The 14,643-nt window shown below is 54.4% G+C and carries 14 protein-coding genes; 4 read left to right on the forward strand and 10 right to left on the reverse strand.

From position 1 onward, the window contains the following. Positions 1-18 precede the first annotated feature (18 nt). Positions 19-1,521, reverse strand: a complete 1,503-nt coding sequence (locus RAL91_RS01935) for a VWA domain-containing protein (RefSeq protein ID WP_306259293.1) — start codon at positions 1,519-1,521, stop codon at positions 19-21. A gap of 96 nt (positions 1,522-1,617) precedes the next feature. On the opposite strand from RAL91_RS01935, the gene RAL91_RS01940 reads away from it, so the two are divergent. Next, a complete protein-coding gene (locus tag RAL91_RS01940) occupies positions 1,618-2,382 on the forward strand; it encodes a helix-turn-helix transcriptional regulator (RefSeq protein ID WP_306259294.1) in 765 nt (254 codons plus the stop codon). Positions 2,383-2,393: 11 nt separating this feature from the next. Here RAL91_RS01940 and RAL91_RS01945 read toward each other — a convergent pair whose 3' ends face one another. The 5 genes from RAL91_RS01945 to RAL91_RS01965 form a co-directional block, all read right to left on the reverse strand. Further along, positions 2,394-3,827, reverse strand: a complete 1,434-nt coding sequence (locus RAL91_RS01945; protein ID WP_306259295.1) for a sulfatase — start codon at positions 3,825-3,827, stop codon at positions 2,394-2,396. Between the two features lie 2 nt (positions 3,828-3,829). Beyond that, positions 3,830-4,654, reverse strand: coding sequence for a carbohydrate ABC transporter permease (locus tag RAL91_RS01950; RefSeq protein WP_306259296.1), 825 nt, complete (start codon positions 4,652-4,654; stop codon positions 3,830-3,832). Beyond that, positions 4,647-5,534 carry a carbohydrate ABC transporter permease gene (locus RAL91_RS01955; RefSeq protein WP_306259297.1) on the reverse strand — a complete coding sequence of 296 codons (888 nt, stop codon included), beginning with the start codon at positions 5,532-5,534 and terminating at the stop codon, positions 4,647-4,649. The genes RAL91_RS01950 and RAL91_RS01955 overlap by 8 nt, the downstream gene beginning before the upstream one ends. Before the next feature lie 156 nt (positions 5,535-5,690). Then, on the reverse strand, positions 5,691-6,977 hold the full coding sequence (locus tag RAL91_RS01960) for a sugar ABC transporter substrate-binding protein (protein WP_306259298.1): 1,287 nt from the start codon (positions 6,975-6,977) through the stop codon (positions 5,691-5,693). 30 nt (positions 6,978-7,007) lie between these two features. Further along, positions 7,008-7,814 carry a helix-turn-helix domain-containing protein gene (locus RAL91_RS01965; RefSeq protein ID WP_306259299.1) on the reverse strand — a complete coding sequence of 269 codons (807 nt, stop codon included), beginning with the start codon at positions 7,812-7,814 and terminating at the stop codon, positions 7,008-7,010. A gap of 119 nt (positions 7,815-7,933) precedes the next feature. Between RAL91_RS01965 and RAL91_RS01970 the strand changes: the two genes are divergently transcribed. After that, positions 7,934-9,001: an ABC transporter ATP-binding protein gene (locus RAL91_RS01970; protein WP_306259300.1), complete on the forward strand. Its 1,068-nt coding sequence runs from the start codon at positions 7,934-7,936 to the stop codon at positions 8,999-9,001. A 93-nt stretch (positions 9,002-9,094) separates the two neighbouring features. On the opposite strand, the gene hemW is transcribed toward RAL91_RS01970, so the two are convergent. The 3 genes from hemW to rph are packed head-to-tail and all read right to left on the reverse strand — an operon-like array spanning position 9,095 to position 11,734. Further along, entirely contained in the window at positions 9,095-10,351 is a 1,257-nt protein-coding gene (hemW, locus tag RAL91_RS01975) for a radical SAM family heme chaperone HemW (protein WP_306259301.1), read from the reverse strand. A 27-nt stretch (positions 10,352-10,378) separates the two neighbouring features. Continuing rightward, positions 10,379-11,020, reverse strand: a complete 642-nt coding sequence (gene rdgB / locus RAL91_RS01980) for an RdgB/HAM1 family non-canonical purine NTP pyrophosphatase (RefSeq protein WP_306259302.1) — start codon at positions 11,018-11,020, stop codon at positions 10,379-10,381. After that, entirely contained in the window at positions 11,021-11,734 is a 714-nt protein-coding gene (gene rph, locus RAL91_RS01985) for a ribonuclease PH (protein ID WP_306259303.1), read from the reverse strand. Positions 11,735-11,939: 205 nt separating this feature from the next. Here rph and hrcA point away from each other — a divergent pair, with 205 nt between their 5' ends. Further along, positions 11,940-13,013 carry a heat-inducible transcriptional repressor HrcA gene (hrcA, locus tag RAL91_RS01990; protein ID WP_306259304.1) on the forward strand — a complete coding sequence of 358 codons (1,074 nt, stop codon included), beginning with the start codon at positions 11,940-11,942 and terminating at the stop codon, positions 13,011-13,013. Between the two features lie 79 nt (positions 13,014-13,092). Beyond that, positions 13,093-13,773 (forward strand): nucleotide exchange factor GrpE, encoded by a 681-nt coding sequence (gene grpE, locus RAL91_RS01995; RefSeq protein WP_306259305.1) that lies wholly within the window; start codon positions 13,093-13,095, stop codon positions 13,771-13,773. Positions 13,774-13,791: 18 nt separating this feature from the next. On the opposite strand, the gene RAL91_RS02000 is transcribed toward grpE, so the two are convergent. Then, positions 13,792-14,397: an alpha-ketoglutarate-dependent dioxygenase AlkB gene (locus RAL91_RS02000; RefSeq protein ID WP_306259306.1), complete on the reverse strand. Its 606-nt coding sequence runs from the start codon at positions 14,395-14,397 to the stop codon at positions 13,792-13,794. Positions 14,398-14,643 lie beyond the last annotated feature (246 nt).

A 14,643-nucleotide genomic window follows, 5' to 3' on the forward strand; every position in this document is an offset into this window, starting at 1 on the left:
TTCGCCTTTCGAACGCACTTACTTTGACAGGGTCCGCACACGCACATAATTGACGATAATGTTGCCTTCACCCTGGTTGTCGCTCTCGTTACGAATGAGGCCGAAAGCAAGGAAAAGCTTCTTCTTGCCACGTAGCATTTTAAGAGATTCACTTTGAAAGGATTTATAATCCTCGTCACCTTCTTTGGCATAGGTGCCAGACATATCGTACGAACGGCCGGTTTTGCGGAGTATCAGGACAAAGTCTTGTTTGCTGTATTTGTCACCAAGGCCGGCGTTCCGCCATCTATTTGTCGAGTCGTTGGAACCAGAGTCGCCAAACGCGTCAAACGAAGCCTCAAAACCGGATTGTTTTCCGCTTTCATTCTTGGCGATGAATGTTTTGAAAGTCGCCTCGCCCATTGCTAATAGCGGCCTTACGCCAGCAGCCATCCATCCATCGTGATCGTTCCTTGCGCCAAAGTAGAAGGCCTCCCAGCCATGCTGGGCTTCCAGTTTGAAGCTAACCTCGATCTCCCAGTTTCCCTCGGGCAACGCGTCTGGATGGGTGATGACGTTTTCCATCTCCTCCTGCGAGGGAGTGCTGGCCGGCGAGCCGGCAATCACCAACAGCTCACCCTGTTCAGCGATGTAACGATCCGGGTTTGGGTTTTCGACTTCCCATCCCTCTGCCAGATCATCGCCATCAAATTCATCTTCAAAAAATAATTCCGCAACTGGTTCCGGTTCAGGCTCTGTCTGGACAATAACAATTGGTTCAGGAATGGCGACTTCCTTTTTCACGTCCGCCATTACCACCTGCAGTTCATCGGCGTTTTGAGCGTCAAAATATTTGCCATTGCCGTTGGCCGAAATGCATTCCACCTTAGCCCTCTCTTCCGGTGACAGGTCAAATCCGACCACATGAACACGCGCCCCAATGCCTGCGTCTGCTAGCGCCTTGGCGGCGCTGCAGGGATCGCCATCACAGGTTTCCACACCATCGGTGATCAGAACCACAGTTGGGTTTTCCGGATTGTCCCTCTGAACCCAGGCAATGCTCTCGGTCAGGGTTTGGGCAATCGGGGTCTGACCTTTTGGTGTGACATAGTTCAGCAATTGATCAATGTTGGTACCCATATTAGGGTCCCAGCCGCTGATCAGCTCCATGTCATCACAGTTCTTGTGCTTGAAATCAAAACGATGACCATAGGCAATCAGCCCACTTGATGTTCCCTCTGGCAGATCACGCACCAGATTTGCCAGGACAGACTTCGCAATTTCGATTTTCGGCCGCCCGTCTATCTGCCCCCACATGGAGTTGGAGGCGTCCAGAATGAACATGATGTTACCGGGACCCGCAGCAGCTGCGGGAAGTGCAGTGACAGAGGCAAGGAGTGATGCCGCAAACAGAGATACAATTGGTCCGGATTTCATAGAGCGGGTCCTGATGCCGGTCTGTTTGGGTCTGCCAATGTGGATGGCGATCATGCCCGACCGGCTTTCGAACATTTCGCGAACACATTGATTTGTAAATCGCATGTTTGCGTTCGTTCATTCCAAAGTCGTCATCAGAACTGGTGATAAGGCGGTATCATCTGCTAGTCTCTGCCAATGTGAACTCCAGAGAGGTGATCGATGAGCGACCTTGATGATATGGTTTTACTGGCAGATCGATTTTTTGCGGCGTCCAGCGGTGAAGCCGATTGGGAATCCGTACTGTCCGAGTTTGCCGATTTTTTCTCAGCTGATTCAGTCGTTCTGGAATGCACAGACCGCAACACCGGCAGGCCGCTTCTGGTGAAGGATGCAAGGGTGAACAAGGATTGCATGGCGGACTATGTTTCGCATTATCAGCATGTATCGCCACGACAAGCACTAACCTATTGGCAAAATCCACTGACGGTCGCCCATGATTCGATGTTTATCAATGAAGAGGAAATGGACAAAAATCCCTTCTACGCCGAATTTTTGGCCGGCCATGGTTTGCGCTATTTCATGTCATGTCACATTGATCCAGCGTCCAATGTCAGTGCTGCGCTGGCATTGCAGAGACGCGCCGATCAAGGCCATGTGCAAGATCACGATATAGCGTTGCTCCAGGCACTCCGCCCGCTCTTGCAGCGCGCCTTTTCTCAATTTTGGAGTTTGCAGCAAGCTGGGCAGTCCGGAGAGGATCTGGATATCACTTTGGCCCGGTTTGGGCTGACACCTGCAGAGCGTCGTTTAGCGATTGCAGTTGGTACTGGTGAACGTGTCACCGCCTACGCGGCGCGCAACGGCATTTCCGTCAATACTGCCTATTCCCACTATGCCCGCGTCAAACACAAACTTGACTGCCGATCACAGCGTGACCTGGTGCTGCGCATCGCGAATATGGGCCGTTCTGACCGACCAAATTAAGATGCCAGACCCTAGGCGTCGGCCAGCATTTGCACAAAACCCTGAGTCGTGCGTGCGCTTTCAATGCGCCATGTCAGGATTTCACCGATTAGTCTTTGGCATATCTCCGTGTGGTCCGGATCATTCCATAAATTGATCCGTTCTTTCGGGTCCGCCTCCAGATCGAAAAGTTGCCCCTCTTCACAATCCACAAAATGCACCAGTTTCCAGCGATCCTCGCGGATCATGGTCATGAACCGCGTTTCTGTGAGAATGGCATCGTCAGAATGTTCAGCAAAGACCCTGTCACGCGGATCGCTCGCAGTTTCGAACAGCAAATCCGATAAAGACCGTGCTTCCATCCATTCCGGGACCGGCGCACCGGCCATTTGTAAAATGGTGGGTCCGAAATCCATTAAAGACACCAGCTCCGGAATGGTTTTACCCGGGCTGATTTGACCCGGCCAGCAGATCACAGCTGGCACATGGACGCTTTGTTCAAACATGTTCCATTTTTGCGAATGGCCATGATCATTCAGGCAATCGCCGTGGTCCGAGGTGAAAATAATCACCGTATTGTCCAGCACACCACGCGCATCCAGCGCTTTGATGATGTTGCCGACCTGCGTGTCGATCATGGTGACATTGGCATAGTAATGCGCCCGCTGGCGATGCAGTTGCTCCGGCGTCGGGTCTTTCAAATGCACCACCGCATCATGGCCCTCGGTCAGGTGGTTCTGGCGCAAGGCGCGCAAGGGCGCTGGCTGGCTGTCGAGATCATAATCCAGAATGGCTTCCGGCAGATCGCGGTCCAGATATGGGTCCAGATATTCCAGTGTTGGATCATAAGGCGGGTGCGGGCCGGGCAATCCGACCTGCAGGAAAAACGGCTCGTCGCCCGGATAGCGCTCCAGCCACCAGCACGCGGTCTCGCCAACAAACACATCCGGGTGCAGATCTTCCGCCTGTTCCCAGACGAAGGCACCCAGACTAGTATCGTAATCAGCGCGCTTGGCATAACTCACGCGGGAGGGTTTGGCCGCACCCCGCGCGTGCAAGGCCTTGTCCCAATTATCCAGGTAAAATGGCAGGTTGGGGTGATCACGGTCCTTGTTTTCCACCACATGACGTTCATGAAACCCGAAAGCGCCTTCAATGGGCATGGTGTGCATCTTGCCCACATTCACACATCGATAGCCCGCTTCCGCCAGATCCTTCACCCAACAATAGTTCCAGGGCTCATCATTGCGGAAGACGCCATTTGTATGTGGGTAGGTGCCGCTGAATAAAGAGGCTCGGGAGGGAGCACAGGAAGGCGACGTGACATACATGTTTTCAAAAGTGGCGCCCTGTTGCACGAGGGCGTCAATATTGGGCGTGATCATATGGTCATAGCCATGGGCCGCAATCGTATCCAGACGCTGCTGATCGGTCAGGATGAAAACAATATTGGGTTTCTGCGACATAATTACCCTTTCACAGCTCCGCCCATGGATTGAACGATATATTTGTTGGCGAAAATGATAACGGGGACAGTTGGCAAGGTCAGCACCACGCTGGCAAGCGCAATACTACCCCAGTCAACGCTGGCATAGGACACAAAATTCATCACCGAGACCGGGGCCGTTACGGTGGAGGACCGTGTGATGATCAAAGCAAAGAAGAAATCATTCCAGGCGATCAGAAAGGCCAGCACGGCCGTGGCAACAATACCGGGCCGTGCCGCAGGCAAGACCACTTTGATAAGGGTTTGAAACAGGGTCGCGCCATCCAGCAGTGAGGCTTCGATCAGCTCATCGGGAATCTGCGCAAGTGATGTCCAGGACGACCACACCACCAGAGGCAGGGTCAGCACCATATAGGCAGCGATCAAACCGGCCCAGGTATCAAGCAGACCAATGTTGAGATAGATCAGAAACAGCGGAATGACAAAGCCGACCGGCGGTGCCATGCGCAGCAGCAAAAGCGCCCAGGAGGCAATGAATTTGCGATGAGACCGGCCCTTTGCCAGTGCAAAACCTGCTGGCACGCCAATGATCATGGCCAGTACAGTGGATGATCCGGCGGTCACCAGACTGTTGAACAGCGCGATTGGAAAATCAGACCGCGCCAGCGTGTTGAAGTTATCGAGCGTCAGAAAAGTCGGCGATTCCCAGATTGGCTCAAACAGATGTGTGGTCGGGCGAAATGACAGGATCAGCGCCCAGATGATTGGCAGAAGCGTGAAGCCGACAAACGCCAGCATCATCGTAACGCCGATAATCTGTTTTGGACCGGTGCGCGCCTTAGGCATCGGAAATCCTCATATTGGCGCGCGCGACATAGAAGCTGATCACGGCAGCAAACAGAAACAGAAACACGGCAATAGCAGCGCCATAGGACACGTTTGATGACTGGAAGGTCTGGATGTAGGCGTAGTAATTCGTCGCCTGTGTGGTGCGACCGGGGCCACCATTTGTCATGATGAAGATCAGCGGAAAATGCTTCAGTGTTTCAATAAAGCGGAACAGGGCCACCATCAGCAGCGCCGGTTTCAGCAGCGGCAAGGTGATGCGGAAGAAAATCTGCATTTTGGTGGCGCCGTCAATCGAGGCGGCTTCATCCAGATCCCCGGAAATACCCTGAAGAGCGGCAAGGATCAGCAGCATGACAAACGGGTAGCTGGCCCAGGTATCGGCAATGACAATGGCTGCAACTGCCCCATATCGGGTGGTCAGAATTGCAGGTACCGTAATGCCGAATAAATCAAAGAACGCATTAATGGGGCTGAGCGTCGGCGTGAAGAGGCTCAACCAGATCAACGCCACTGCCACCGCAGGAACCACAAAGGGCACCACGAAAATACCGCGCATGAAGCGCCATTTAGGAACAATTTTCTCAAGGCCGACGGCAATCAGCAGGCCCAGAAGCACCTGAAATATCACGCCGAAAACGCTGAGCAGCATCATGACATTCAGCGAACCCATGAAGCGTCTGTCATTCCACAGGCGAATGAAATTCTTCAGACCGAATTCCCTGTCCCAGCCATTGATCAGATGAAAATCCGTCAGCGACAGCGCCACCATGCCTGCCAGAGGCAGCACAGCGAATACGCTGACCGCAATCACAGCTGGTAACAGCATGCGATTATAGTTTCTCTGAAAGACCGGCTGAACGCCGACATAATCTTGCATGGCTGATGTCTTCAATGGGTCCTGGAGAAGTGTCTGCCTGAAGCGGTGTCTGAATGTTGTGTCAGGACCCTGATTATCTAGCCCCGGATCAGACGTTTGAAAAGTTCTCCCCGGGGGAGGAGACACCCCGGGGAGACATATGCTGCGGAAGGTCGCTTACTCCGCGAGGATGTTTGCAATCTCTTCATCAGCGGCTTCCAGAGCTTCCTGATTGCTCATGATGCCGTTCACAGCAGCATTGATATTCTCGCCAACAGCCTGACCAATTTGCGGCCACTCAGGGATCAATGGACGGTAGTGGCCGATCGCATCATTGAGCATCTGAACCCGCAGGCTCAGAAAGTCAGGATGGATGGATTTGAACCGTTCCGTAACGTCCGGATTGTCCGCCACGGAGGCGCGTGTGAAATCGGCAAAGCCTGCAGAAATCGCAATTTTTGTCAGTGTTTCTTCACTGGTCGCCCATTCAATGAATTTGAACGAGGCGTCTGCATTCGGTGCGTCCGCTGGAATACCCAGACCATGCACTGCAATGGCCGGCGAGCGGCCAGCGGGTCCACTTGGAACTGCTGCTATGCTGATCTTGTCCGCAAACTGGCTTTTTTCCGGATCAAGCGTTTGCGCAATCAAGCCGCTTTCGTCAATGATCATAGCAACCTGACCGGATTGCATGGCGGCGGTCACTTCACCAAAATTGAAATTGCCAATGCCTTCAGGGCCATAATCATTCATCAATTTTGAATAGATTTCGAGCGCCTGCAGCCCTTCCGGTGTGTTCATGGATGGTGTCAGATCGGTTGGATAGTCAGCGAAGAACTTGCCGCCATAGGCCCGCATGATTTGCGGATAGACGAACATGTTAAAGCCTTGTCCCGGTGCAACACGCATGGCCAGCGCAGGTGTGCCCTTTTCCTTCACAGCCGCCGCAACGGTCAGCATGTCTTCCCAGGTTGCTGGTGGTTCATCAAAACCGGCTTCTGACAGAAGATCTGTGCGATAGGCCATCATGCCGGTTCCGGCGAGAAACGGCAGTCCCCATTGTTCGCCATTTACGACGAAGGAATCCAGCGGACCGGCAAGAATGTCATCCTTGGTGGCCATTGCAGCGGTTTCAGCTGTGATCGGGCGCAACCAACCGGCTTTCACCCAGCGTTGCAGCTGAATTACCGGCGCATGGACCACGTCCAGATCTCCGGTTTTTCCTGTAAATGACAGGGTGATGCGGTTTTCAAAGACATCCTGCCCGATCACCTCAATATTTGCGGTCAGGCCGGTCGCAGCTTCAAAGTCTGCTTCCAGTTCGGCCAGCGCCCTTGTGAACGGCATTGAGAACAAAAGGACTTCCAGATCCTCGGCGACCGCCTGTGTCGGGGTCAGGGCAAAGCTGGTAATTACGGCGAGCGATGCCGCTGATAATTGCATCAGTTTCTTGTGTATTGTCATAACTTCCTCCGTGTGTGGTGTTTCAGATAGTCACCCGATGTGAGGCGGGCTTAATTCATGCTTTCTGGTACCACCGTCAGCAATGGCTTCTGCCCTTATCTGGGCTTGCAGTGTTGCCCGGGCCTTCTGCAAAACGTCGCGTGCATGGGCGATGTGGGCGTCATTGTTCCGAACCGGAACCGCCGCTTCGGCAAGGCTGAGCAGATGCAGGAAATTGCCTGCTTCATCTTCAATGATGGTTGCAAAACGCCGCACCCCGACGTGGTTCCCGTCAAAGTCCAGATCAAATTCACCCTTGGCACTTTGCTCGATGATGCGCCGTGCTTCGCTGGGCGCCAGACTGCCCATCTCCAAGCCGGTTTTGAAAAAGCCACCGGGGAAAAATTTGTAACTGACCTCGTCCCAGCCAACCCGGCCGAGATAGAGCCGCGCCATGGCATCCAGTTCATAAAGACTGCGCCGGAATCCTGTGGCCGCACGGATTGCGACACTCGCATCCGGCAATTGGGTGCGTGAATGCCACAGCAAATCGAAGCCGGAGACCACAACAGCCTCAACCGACACACGTTCAGCCGCAGTGATCTCATTCATCAGATCACTGAGGAATGACAGATAGCTTTCCGACATGGGAACATTTCGGATCAAACGGAAATTGCGCACGCAGTATTTTTCACTGGTCCGGAACAGATAGCCGCGTTCCGATAAAGTCCGAACAATCCGGTTCACCGTGGCTGGTGAAATACCAAGATCACGGGCGATTTCTATCTGTTTGACCGGTTCAGGACCGGCTGCCATCAGATATTCCATCACTTGCAACAGGCGCTCGCTTGGATTCACGATTGGGGTTCCAATATTTCACATTTGGAATTATAAATACTAATATTGAAATAATAGTCAATCGAAATTACAAACACCTACTTCCTGGAATCCAATTTCAAAGCTTGATCGGAACTCGCATGGCAGACGTCACATTAACAGAAATCACAAAATCCTTTGGCAAGGTCGATGTGATCCATGGCGTCTCAATCACCATTGCCGACGGTGAGTTTGTGGCTCTGGTCGGACCGTCTGGCTGCGGCAAATCCACAATGCTGCGCATGATTGCAGGCTTGGAAGATCCCACCACCGGCGAAATTGCAATTGGTGGCCAGATTGTGAATGACCGTCTGCCAAAAGACAGAAACATCGCCATGGTGTTTCAGTCCTATGCGCTTTATCCGCATATGACGGTGCGCGAAAATATGTCCTTTGCGCTGGAACTGGAAAAACGGCCGAAGGAAGAGATTGCCAAAGCTGTTGCGGAGGCAAGTGCCATTTTAGGCCTGGATGATTATCTCAATCGCCGGCCCAAGGCCTTGTCCGGTGGTCAGCGCCAGCGTGTGGCCATGGGCCGCGCCATTGTCCGCAACCCGGAAGTCTTTCTGTTTGACGAGCCCTTGTCCAATCTCGATGCCAAGCTGCGCACATCCATGCGCAAGGAAGTAAAACTGCTGCATCAACGGCTTAAAACCACATCCATCTATGTGACCCACGACCAGACCGAGGCCATGACCATGGCCGACAGGATTGTTGTGATGAATCACGGCAAGATCGAACAGATCGGAACGCCGCTTGAACTGTATAACAAACCTGACAATCTGTTTGTGGCCGGTTTCATCGGCGCGCCTCAGATGAATCTTTTGGAAGGAGAGGTGATAATCGAAGGCGGAAACAGGCATCTGCGGTTCCCCGCCGGAGAAATCCGACTGCCTGATGCAGTGCCGGCCGGGGCGGGGCAGACAATTGTCCTTGGCATCCGCCCGGAACATCTGCGCACCGAAGCGGAAAGCGCATTGTCAGTGGTTCTGCAAGTCAGTGAGCCCATGGGCAATGAGACCCATCTCACCTGCGCTTTTGGCGATGAGGAAATCAGGCTCATTGAAGACGCTGAATATGATGCAAAACCGGGAAGCACCATCCATCTGGGTTTTGACCCGGTAAAGGTGCATGTCTTTGACGCGGTAACGGGCCTGCGGCGCACGTAACTGGGGAGGCAGATCGGGCTGTTGGATTTGACCCCATGGTTCATGAAACATGCCAGAACATGTCAACAGTGCCCGGTCAACAATAACCGGCCTCTAGATCGCGAGATCAGCCACAACCGCATCCAGCACCATGGCGCCATCGCGTGTGGCGCGCACCCGGTCTTCGCTGTTGGAGCCAGAGGTACGCGGCGCGAGGCGTTCGATCATTTTGTGGGTGAGCAGGTCTTCTACCCGGCGTGGGTCAATGCGGCGACCGGACAGGGCCTGATAGCGGGCCATATCAATGCCTTCATGCAGCCGCAGGCCCATCACCAGAAACTCATCACCCTGTTCCTCAGCCAATAGCTCATCATCTGTGATGGTGCCATGACCATGGGACTCCACCAGCGACAGCCACCGCTCCGGATTGCGTTCTGTCGCGGTTGCGAAGCGCGATGTGCCATTGGCACCCACCAGCCGGCCATGCGCGCCCGGACCCACGCCGACATATTCGCCATAGCGCCAATAGATCAGATTATGGCGGCTTTGAGCGCCGGGGGCTGCGTGATTTGAGGTTTCATAAGCTGGTAAACCTGCTTCTTCACAGATTGTCTGTGTCGCGCGGTATAGCTCCGCTGCTTCATCCTGATTTGGGACCACCAGCTTGCCGGCATCCTGAAGCGCCCAGAATGGCGTTTCCGGCTCAATCGTCAATTGATAGAGCGACAGATGATCAGCAGCATATTCCAGGGCGCGGTTCAGCTCGTCACGCCACGCAGCAACGCTTTGGTTGGGCCGCGCATAAATCAGATCGAATGACAGGCGTGGGAATGTGTCCCGCGCAATCGCAATGGCGTTGGTCGCCTCTTCGACATTGTGCAAGCGACCCAAAAACTTCAGATCAGCATCATTCAGCGCCTGAACACCGAGTGACAACCGATTGACCCCCGCCTTGCGATAGGCTTTGAACCGGCCAGCCTCAACCGATTGCGGATTGGCTTCCATGGTAATCTCGGCACCCGGATCGACCGGCCAGTGCCAGTGAATTGCATCCAGAATACCGGCTATGGTTTCCGGGTCCATCAGCGACGGCGTGCCGCCACCAAAAAAGATGCTGGTGACACGGCGGTCAGGCGTTCGGGCGGCGAAATGCGCAATCTCTGTCTTGAAGGCCGCCAGAAAGCGGGCCTGATCAACCGGCTTGTGCCGCACATGGGAGTTGAAATCACAATACGGACATTTGGCCGCGCAGAACGGCCAATGCACATAGATGCCGAACCCGGCATCCCGCGTTGGATGATCGGGGCCATCCAGTGCACCATGCGGCTGGCTGCTTGCTGCCGGCTTCTGATTGTCTGTGTTTTGTTCCATGAGTTTCAAACGACCGAAGCCCGGATCCTACAGCGCATATTTCTCAAACAGGGCAAATGCCCGCGCCCGGTGTGACAGGCCCGGTTCCCCATCGGGGCGCGGTCCGTGTTTCTCCTGCGGCGTCATCTCTCCAAATGTCTTATCATGATTCTCGGGAAGGAAGATGGGGTCATATCCAAAACCCTGCGTGCCACGCGGTGGCCACACGATCTCGCCTCGTATGATACCCTCAAAAACGAAGGCCTCACCATCAGGATAGGCAAGACACAGGGCACTGACGAATTGCCCGCCCCGCTTTGCAGCCTCGGTTGCGCCCTTGGCCAGCATGGCTTCCTGCACATTGCGCATGGCCATGGAAAAATCCTTATCCGGACCTGCCCATCTGGCTGAATAAATGCCCGGATCCCCGTCCAGGCAATCAACCGACAGGCCGGAATCATCAGAGAGTGCGGGAAACCCGGTGGCCGTGGCGGATGCCAGCGCCTTCAGTTTTGCATTGGCGGCAAATGTGGTGCCGGTTTCTTCCGGTTCCGGCAAATCCAGCTCGGCTGCAGACACGACTTCGATACCGTGAGGCACGACAAGATCGCGAATTTCGCGCAATTTTCCTGCATTGTGGCTCGCCAGCACAAGTTTACCGCCAGTCAGTCTGCGAACCAGGTTGCTCATTTACATGATCGCCATGTTCTGCAACGAGACAAGCTGCTTAATACCGTCTTTCGCCAGATCCATCAATTGTTTCAACTCGTCTTCGGAAAACGGTTCCTGCTCGGCAGTACCCTGAATTTCAACAATGCCGCCAGCGCCGGTCATGACAAAATTGGCATCGGTTTCCGCAGTGGAATCCTCGTCATAATCCAGATCCAGCACAGGTGTGCCCTTGTAAATTCCGCAGGAAATGGCGGCCACATTGTCTTTCAACACAGTGCCTGTCACCAGATTTCGCTGGCGCATCCAGGCAATACAGTCGCTGAGTGCCACCCAGGCACCAGTAATCGCCGCTGTCCGTGTTCCGCCATCAGCCTGTATCACATCACAGTCGAGGGTAATCTGTCGCTCACCAAGGGCCTGCATATCAACAACGGCGCGCAGGGAGCGTCCAATCAGGCGTTGAATTTCCTGTGTCCGGCCGGATTGCTTGCCGCTGGCCGCTTCCCGGCGCATACGCCCACCGGTGGAGCGGGGCAGCATACCGTATTCAGCTGTCACCCAGCCCTTACCGCCGCCACGCAGCCAGGGTGGAACATTTTCAGCCAGACTGGCAGTGCACAACACATGCGTGTCACCAAACTTTACCAGGCACGAGCCTTCAGCATGTTTTGAAACGTTGCGTTCCAGCGAAACGGCACGCAGGGCATCGGGTTCGCGATTGGATGGTCTCATGAGGCTCTTCTCTAAAATGGCTTCGAATCATCGCTCTTGATAGACAAGCCTGCGCCGAATGCAAAGCGCAGAAAACAAACATGCTGAACCGGCTTGCCGAAGTTTCACTTTCCATGAGGCTTGGCAGACACTAAGTTTGTAAAAGGCAAGATGCCTGACCGGGATGAAAGTCTGGCTAAAACCAACTGTCTGCGGGATGAGAAGAATGGCCACCGACACGCGCTTTTTTGATCAGGATATGGATGAACGCTCGCATCAGGTATTTCGCCGGATTGTCGAAGCCTATATGGAGGACGGCGCGCCTGTCGGGTCGCGCAATCTGTCCCGCACCCTGTCGCTAAACCTATCGCCAGCCTCGGTCCGCAATGTGATGTCCGATCTGGAGCAGATGGGCCTTATCTATGCGCCGCATATCAGCGCAGGACGTCTGCCCACGGAACGCGGCCTGCGTTTCTTTGTCGATGCGATGATGGAAGTGGGCGATCTGGATGAGAACGCACGCCAGCAGATCGATGCCCAGTTTGAGAGCAACAGGGCCGAAAACTCGGGAGACACGCTTCTGGCAGATGCCAGCCGCATGTTGTCTGGTGTCTCCAAGGGCGCTGGGCTGGTGCTGACCGGCAAGCGCGAAGTGCCGCTGAAACATATAGAGTTTGTCCGCATTGAAGACGGGCGCGCGCTGGTTGTGCTGGTGGCGCAGGATGGCGCGGTGGAAAACCGCATCATCGATATTCCCAAAGGCATGCCTGCAGCGTCGCTTGTTCAGGCCTCCAATTACCTGAATGAAGGTCTGCGTGGCCGCACGCTGCCGGAAGCGCGTGTCGAACTTCAGCAATTGCTGGAATCCCAGCGCCGTGAACTGGATGACCTGACGGCCCGGCTGGTGGAAGAGGGACTTGCCACATGGGCCGGTGTCAATGAGGGCGCCAGAAACGCGCAAAATCTCATCGTTCGGGGCCGCGCCAATCTGTTGGAGGATGTCGGGCAGGGCGAAGATCTGGACCGCATCCGACTTCTGTTTGAAGATCTGGAGAGCAAGTCCGACCTGATTGAGTTGCTGGGGTCTGCTGAAACCGGCGATGGTGTGCGCATCTTCATCGGCTCCGAAAACAGCCTGTTCTCCATGTCCGGCTCATCGCTGGTGGTCGCCCCCTATCACAATGCGGAAGACAATGTCGTCGGCGTGCTGGGTGTCATCGGCCCGACACGGTTGAATTATGGCCGCATCATCCCCGTTGTGGATTATACAGCCCAGCTTTTGGGAAAAATGCTCAGTTAACGAGATTGGCGGTTGATTTTTTACCGCCAAGCTTCGATATCCCCACCACCAGATTAAATCGAAAAGACCGTGATCGATCATGAGCGACGAAACCAAAAAAGCTGACCCATTGAAAAACGAAGCAGACGACAGCGAATTGTCGAACACTGAAGCCTCTGAAGAGGGCTCGTCTGAAGAACAAGAAGACGAGACCCCGACCGGCAAGCGGACACCGGAAGAGGTGATTGATGCTTTGCTTGAGGAAAACCAGAGTTTGCGGGATGAAAAGGAAGCCCTGAGAGACCAGATGCTGCGTGTGGCCGCCGACATGGAAAATCTGCGCCGCCGCACCCAGCGTGAAGTGGCCGATTCCCGGCAATACGCAATTTCCAATTTTGCCCGCGACGTGTTGAGCATTGGCGACAATCTGGATCGTGCCATTTCAACGGTCTCTGAAGAAGAGAAGGAAACGGCCGGAACCACATTGGCAGCGCTTGTGGAAGGCGTTGAAATGACGGGCCGGGAAATGGTGCGTGTGTTCGCCAAACACGGCGTCACCAAGGAAGAGCCGGAAGGCGAGAAATTCGATCCAAATCGCCATCAGGCTGTGTTTGAGGTGCCAAACCCTTCTGTTGCCAGTGGCATGGTGGTTCAGGTCATGCAGGCGGGCTATATGCTGGGTGACCGAGTTTTGCGTCCCGCCATGGTTGGTGTGTCCAAAGGCGGCCCAAAATCAGGACCAAAAGCTGTTCCAGATGACGAGTCAGATGTAGAAGACTGATCTCAGCGCACCGACCCGTCAGGCAGTGACCCGTCTTAGGGTCAAATTGATTCGTCCCGGCGCTTTCAGCAAAGTGGAAGTGCCGGGGTAAATCCGGTCCACGCCGTGAAATGCCAGTCGGCTTTCACCGCCCATCACCAAAACATCCCCGGAATGCAGCTTGAAGCTTTTTGTCGGACCGTTGCGCTCGGTCGTGCCAGTGCGGAACCGGCAATCATCTCCCAGAGATACGGAAACAACCGGTGCTGTAAACACCGCCTCGTCCCGATCCTGATGCAGACCCATTTTGGCGCTGGGTTGATAATAATTGATCAGACAGGCCTGTGGTCTGGGAGCTTCTTTCGCCACGGCATCCCACAATGTCAGCAGCTCTGGAGGCATGTCAGGCCAAGGCGCATTCGTCACCGGATGGGTCTTCTGATAGCGATAGCCTGCCTTGTCCGCCACCCAGCCCAACGGACCGCAATTGCTCATTTTAACGGATAATGGCTTCCCGGTTTTCGGCATGGTTGGCTGAAACAAAGGCGCAGCATCAACAAGTGTTCGGATCATGTCGCGCAAGTCTGCCTGAGCGCCGCGATCATAATATCCGCTATAAAGAAACAGGCCCGGTTCAAGCTCCATTTTCCAATTCCATGTTTAAGCTTCACAGCCCTCATATGGGGCAGGCAGCGGTGTTGGCACTGAAAAAAGTCAGGTCTTGGGATAAATCCGCGTAATCCGGCGCTTGCAGGCTTCGCTCTGCTCTCTTATATACCCGACGAAGCACAGTGATGCCGGGTCTTTTTCTCTGTTCAAAAGACAATAACCGGCTCACAAAGTGTGCATGGTAAACGGACACGTTAAAAAAGGGGATTTGTTCCTGCTTCG

This window comes from Pararhizobium sp. IMCC21322 (assembly GCF_030758295.1).
Taxonomy (GTDB): domain Bacteria; phylum Pseudomonadota; class Alphaproteobacteria; order Rhizobiales.

What these genes read in the sequence shown, in the direction of transcription:
- RAL91_RS01935 (WP_306259293.1), bottom strand. Translation starts at nt 1,521, where the DNA reads ATGCGATTTACAAATCAATGTGTTCGCGAAATGTTCGAAAGCCGGTCG.
- RAL91_RS01940 (WP_306259294.1), top strand. Translation starts at nt 1,618, where the DNA reads ATGAGCGACCTTGATGATATGGTTTTACTGGCAGATCGATTTTTTGCG.
- RAL91_RS01945 (WP_306259295.1), bottom strand. Translation starts at nt 3,827, where the DNA reads ATGTCGCAGAAACCCAATATTGTTTTCATCCTGACCGATCAGCAGCGT.
- RAL91_RS01950 (WP_306259296.1), bottom strand. Translation starts at nt 4,654, where the DNA reads ATGCCTAAGGCGCGCACCGGTCCAAAACAGATTATCGGCGTTACGATG.
- RAL91_RS01955 (WP_306259297.1), bottom strand. Translation starts at nt 5,534, where the DNA reads ATGCAAGATTATGTCGGCGTTCAGCCGGTCTTTCAGAGAAACTATAAT.
- RAL91_RS01960 (WP_306259298.1), bottom strand. Translation starts at nt 6,977, where the DNA reads ATGACAATACACAAGAAACTGATGCAATTATCAGCGGCATCGCTCGCC.
- RAL91_RS01970 (WP_306259300.1), top strand. Translation starts at nt 7,934, where the DNA reads ATGGCAGACGTCACATTAACAGAAATCACAAAATCCTTTGGCAAGGTC.
- hemW (WP_306259301.1), bottom strand. Translation starts at nt 10,351, where the DNA reads ATGGAACAAAACACAGACAATCAGAAGCCGGCAGCAAGCAGCCAGCCG.
- rdgB (WP_306259302.1), bottom strand. Translation starts at nt 11,020, where the DNA reads ATGAGCAACCTGGTTCGCAGACTGACTGGCGGTAAACTTGTGCTGGCG.
- rph (WP_306259303.1), bottom strand. Translation starts at nt 11,734, where the DNA reads ATGAGACCATCCAATCGCGAACCCGATGCCCTGCGTGCCGTTTCGCTG.
- hrcA (WP_306259304.1), top strand. Translation starts at nt 11,940, where the DNA reads ATGGCCACCGACACGCGCTTTTTTGATCAGGATATGGATGAACGCTCG.
- grpE (WP_306259305.1), top strand. Translation starts at nt 13,093, where the DNA reads ATGAGCGACGAAACCAAAAAAGCTGACCCATTGAAAAACGAAGCAGAC.
- RAL91_RS02000 (WP_306259306.1), bottom strand. Translation starts at nt 14,397, where the DNA reads ATGGAGCTTGAACCGGGCCTGTTTCTTTATAGCGGATATTATGATCGC.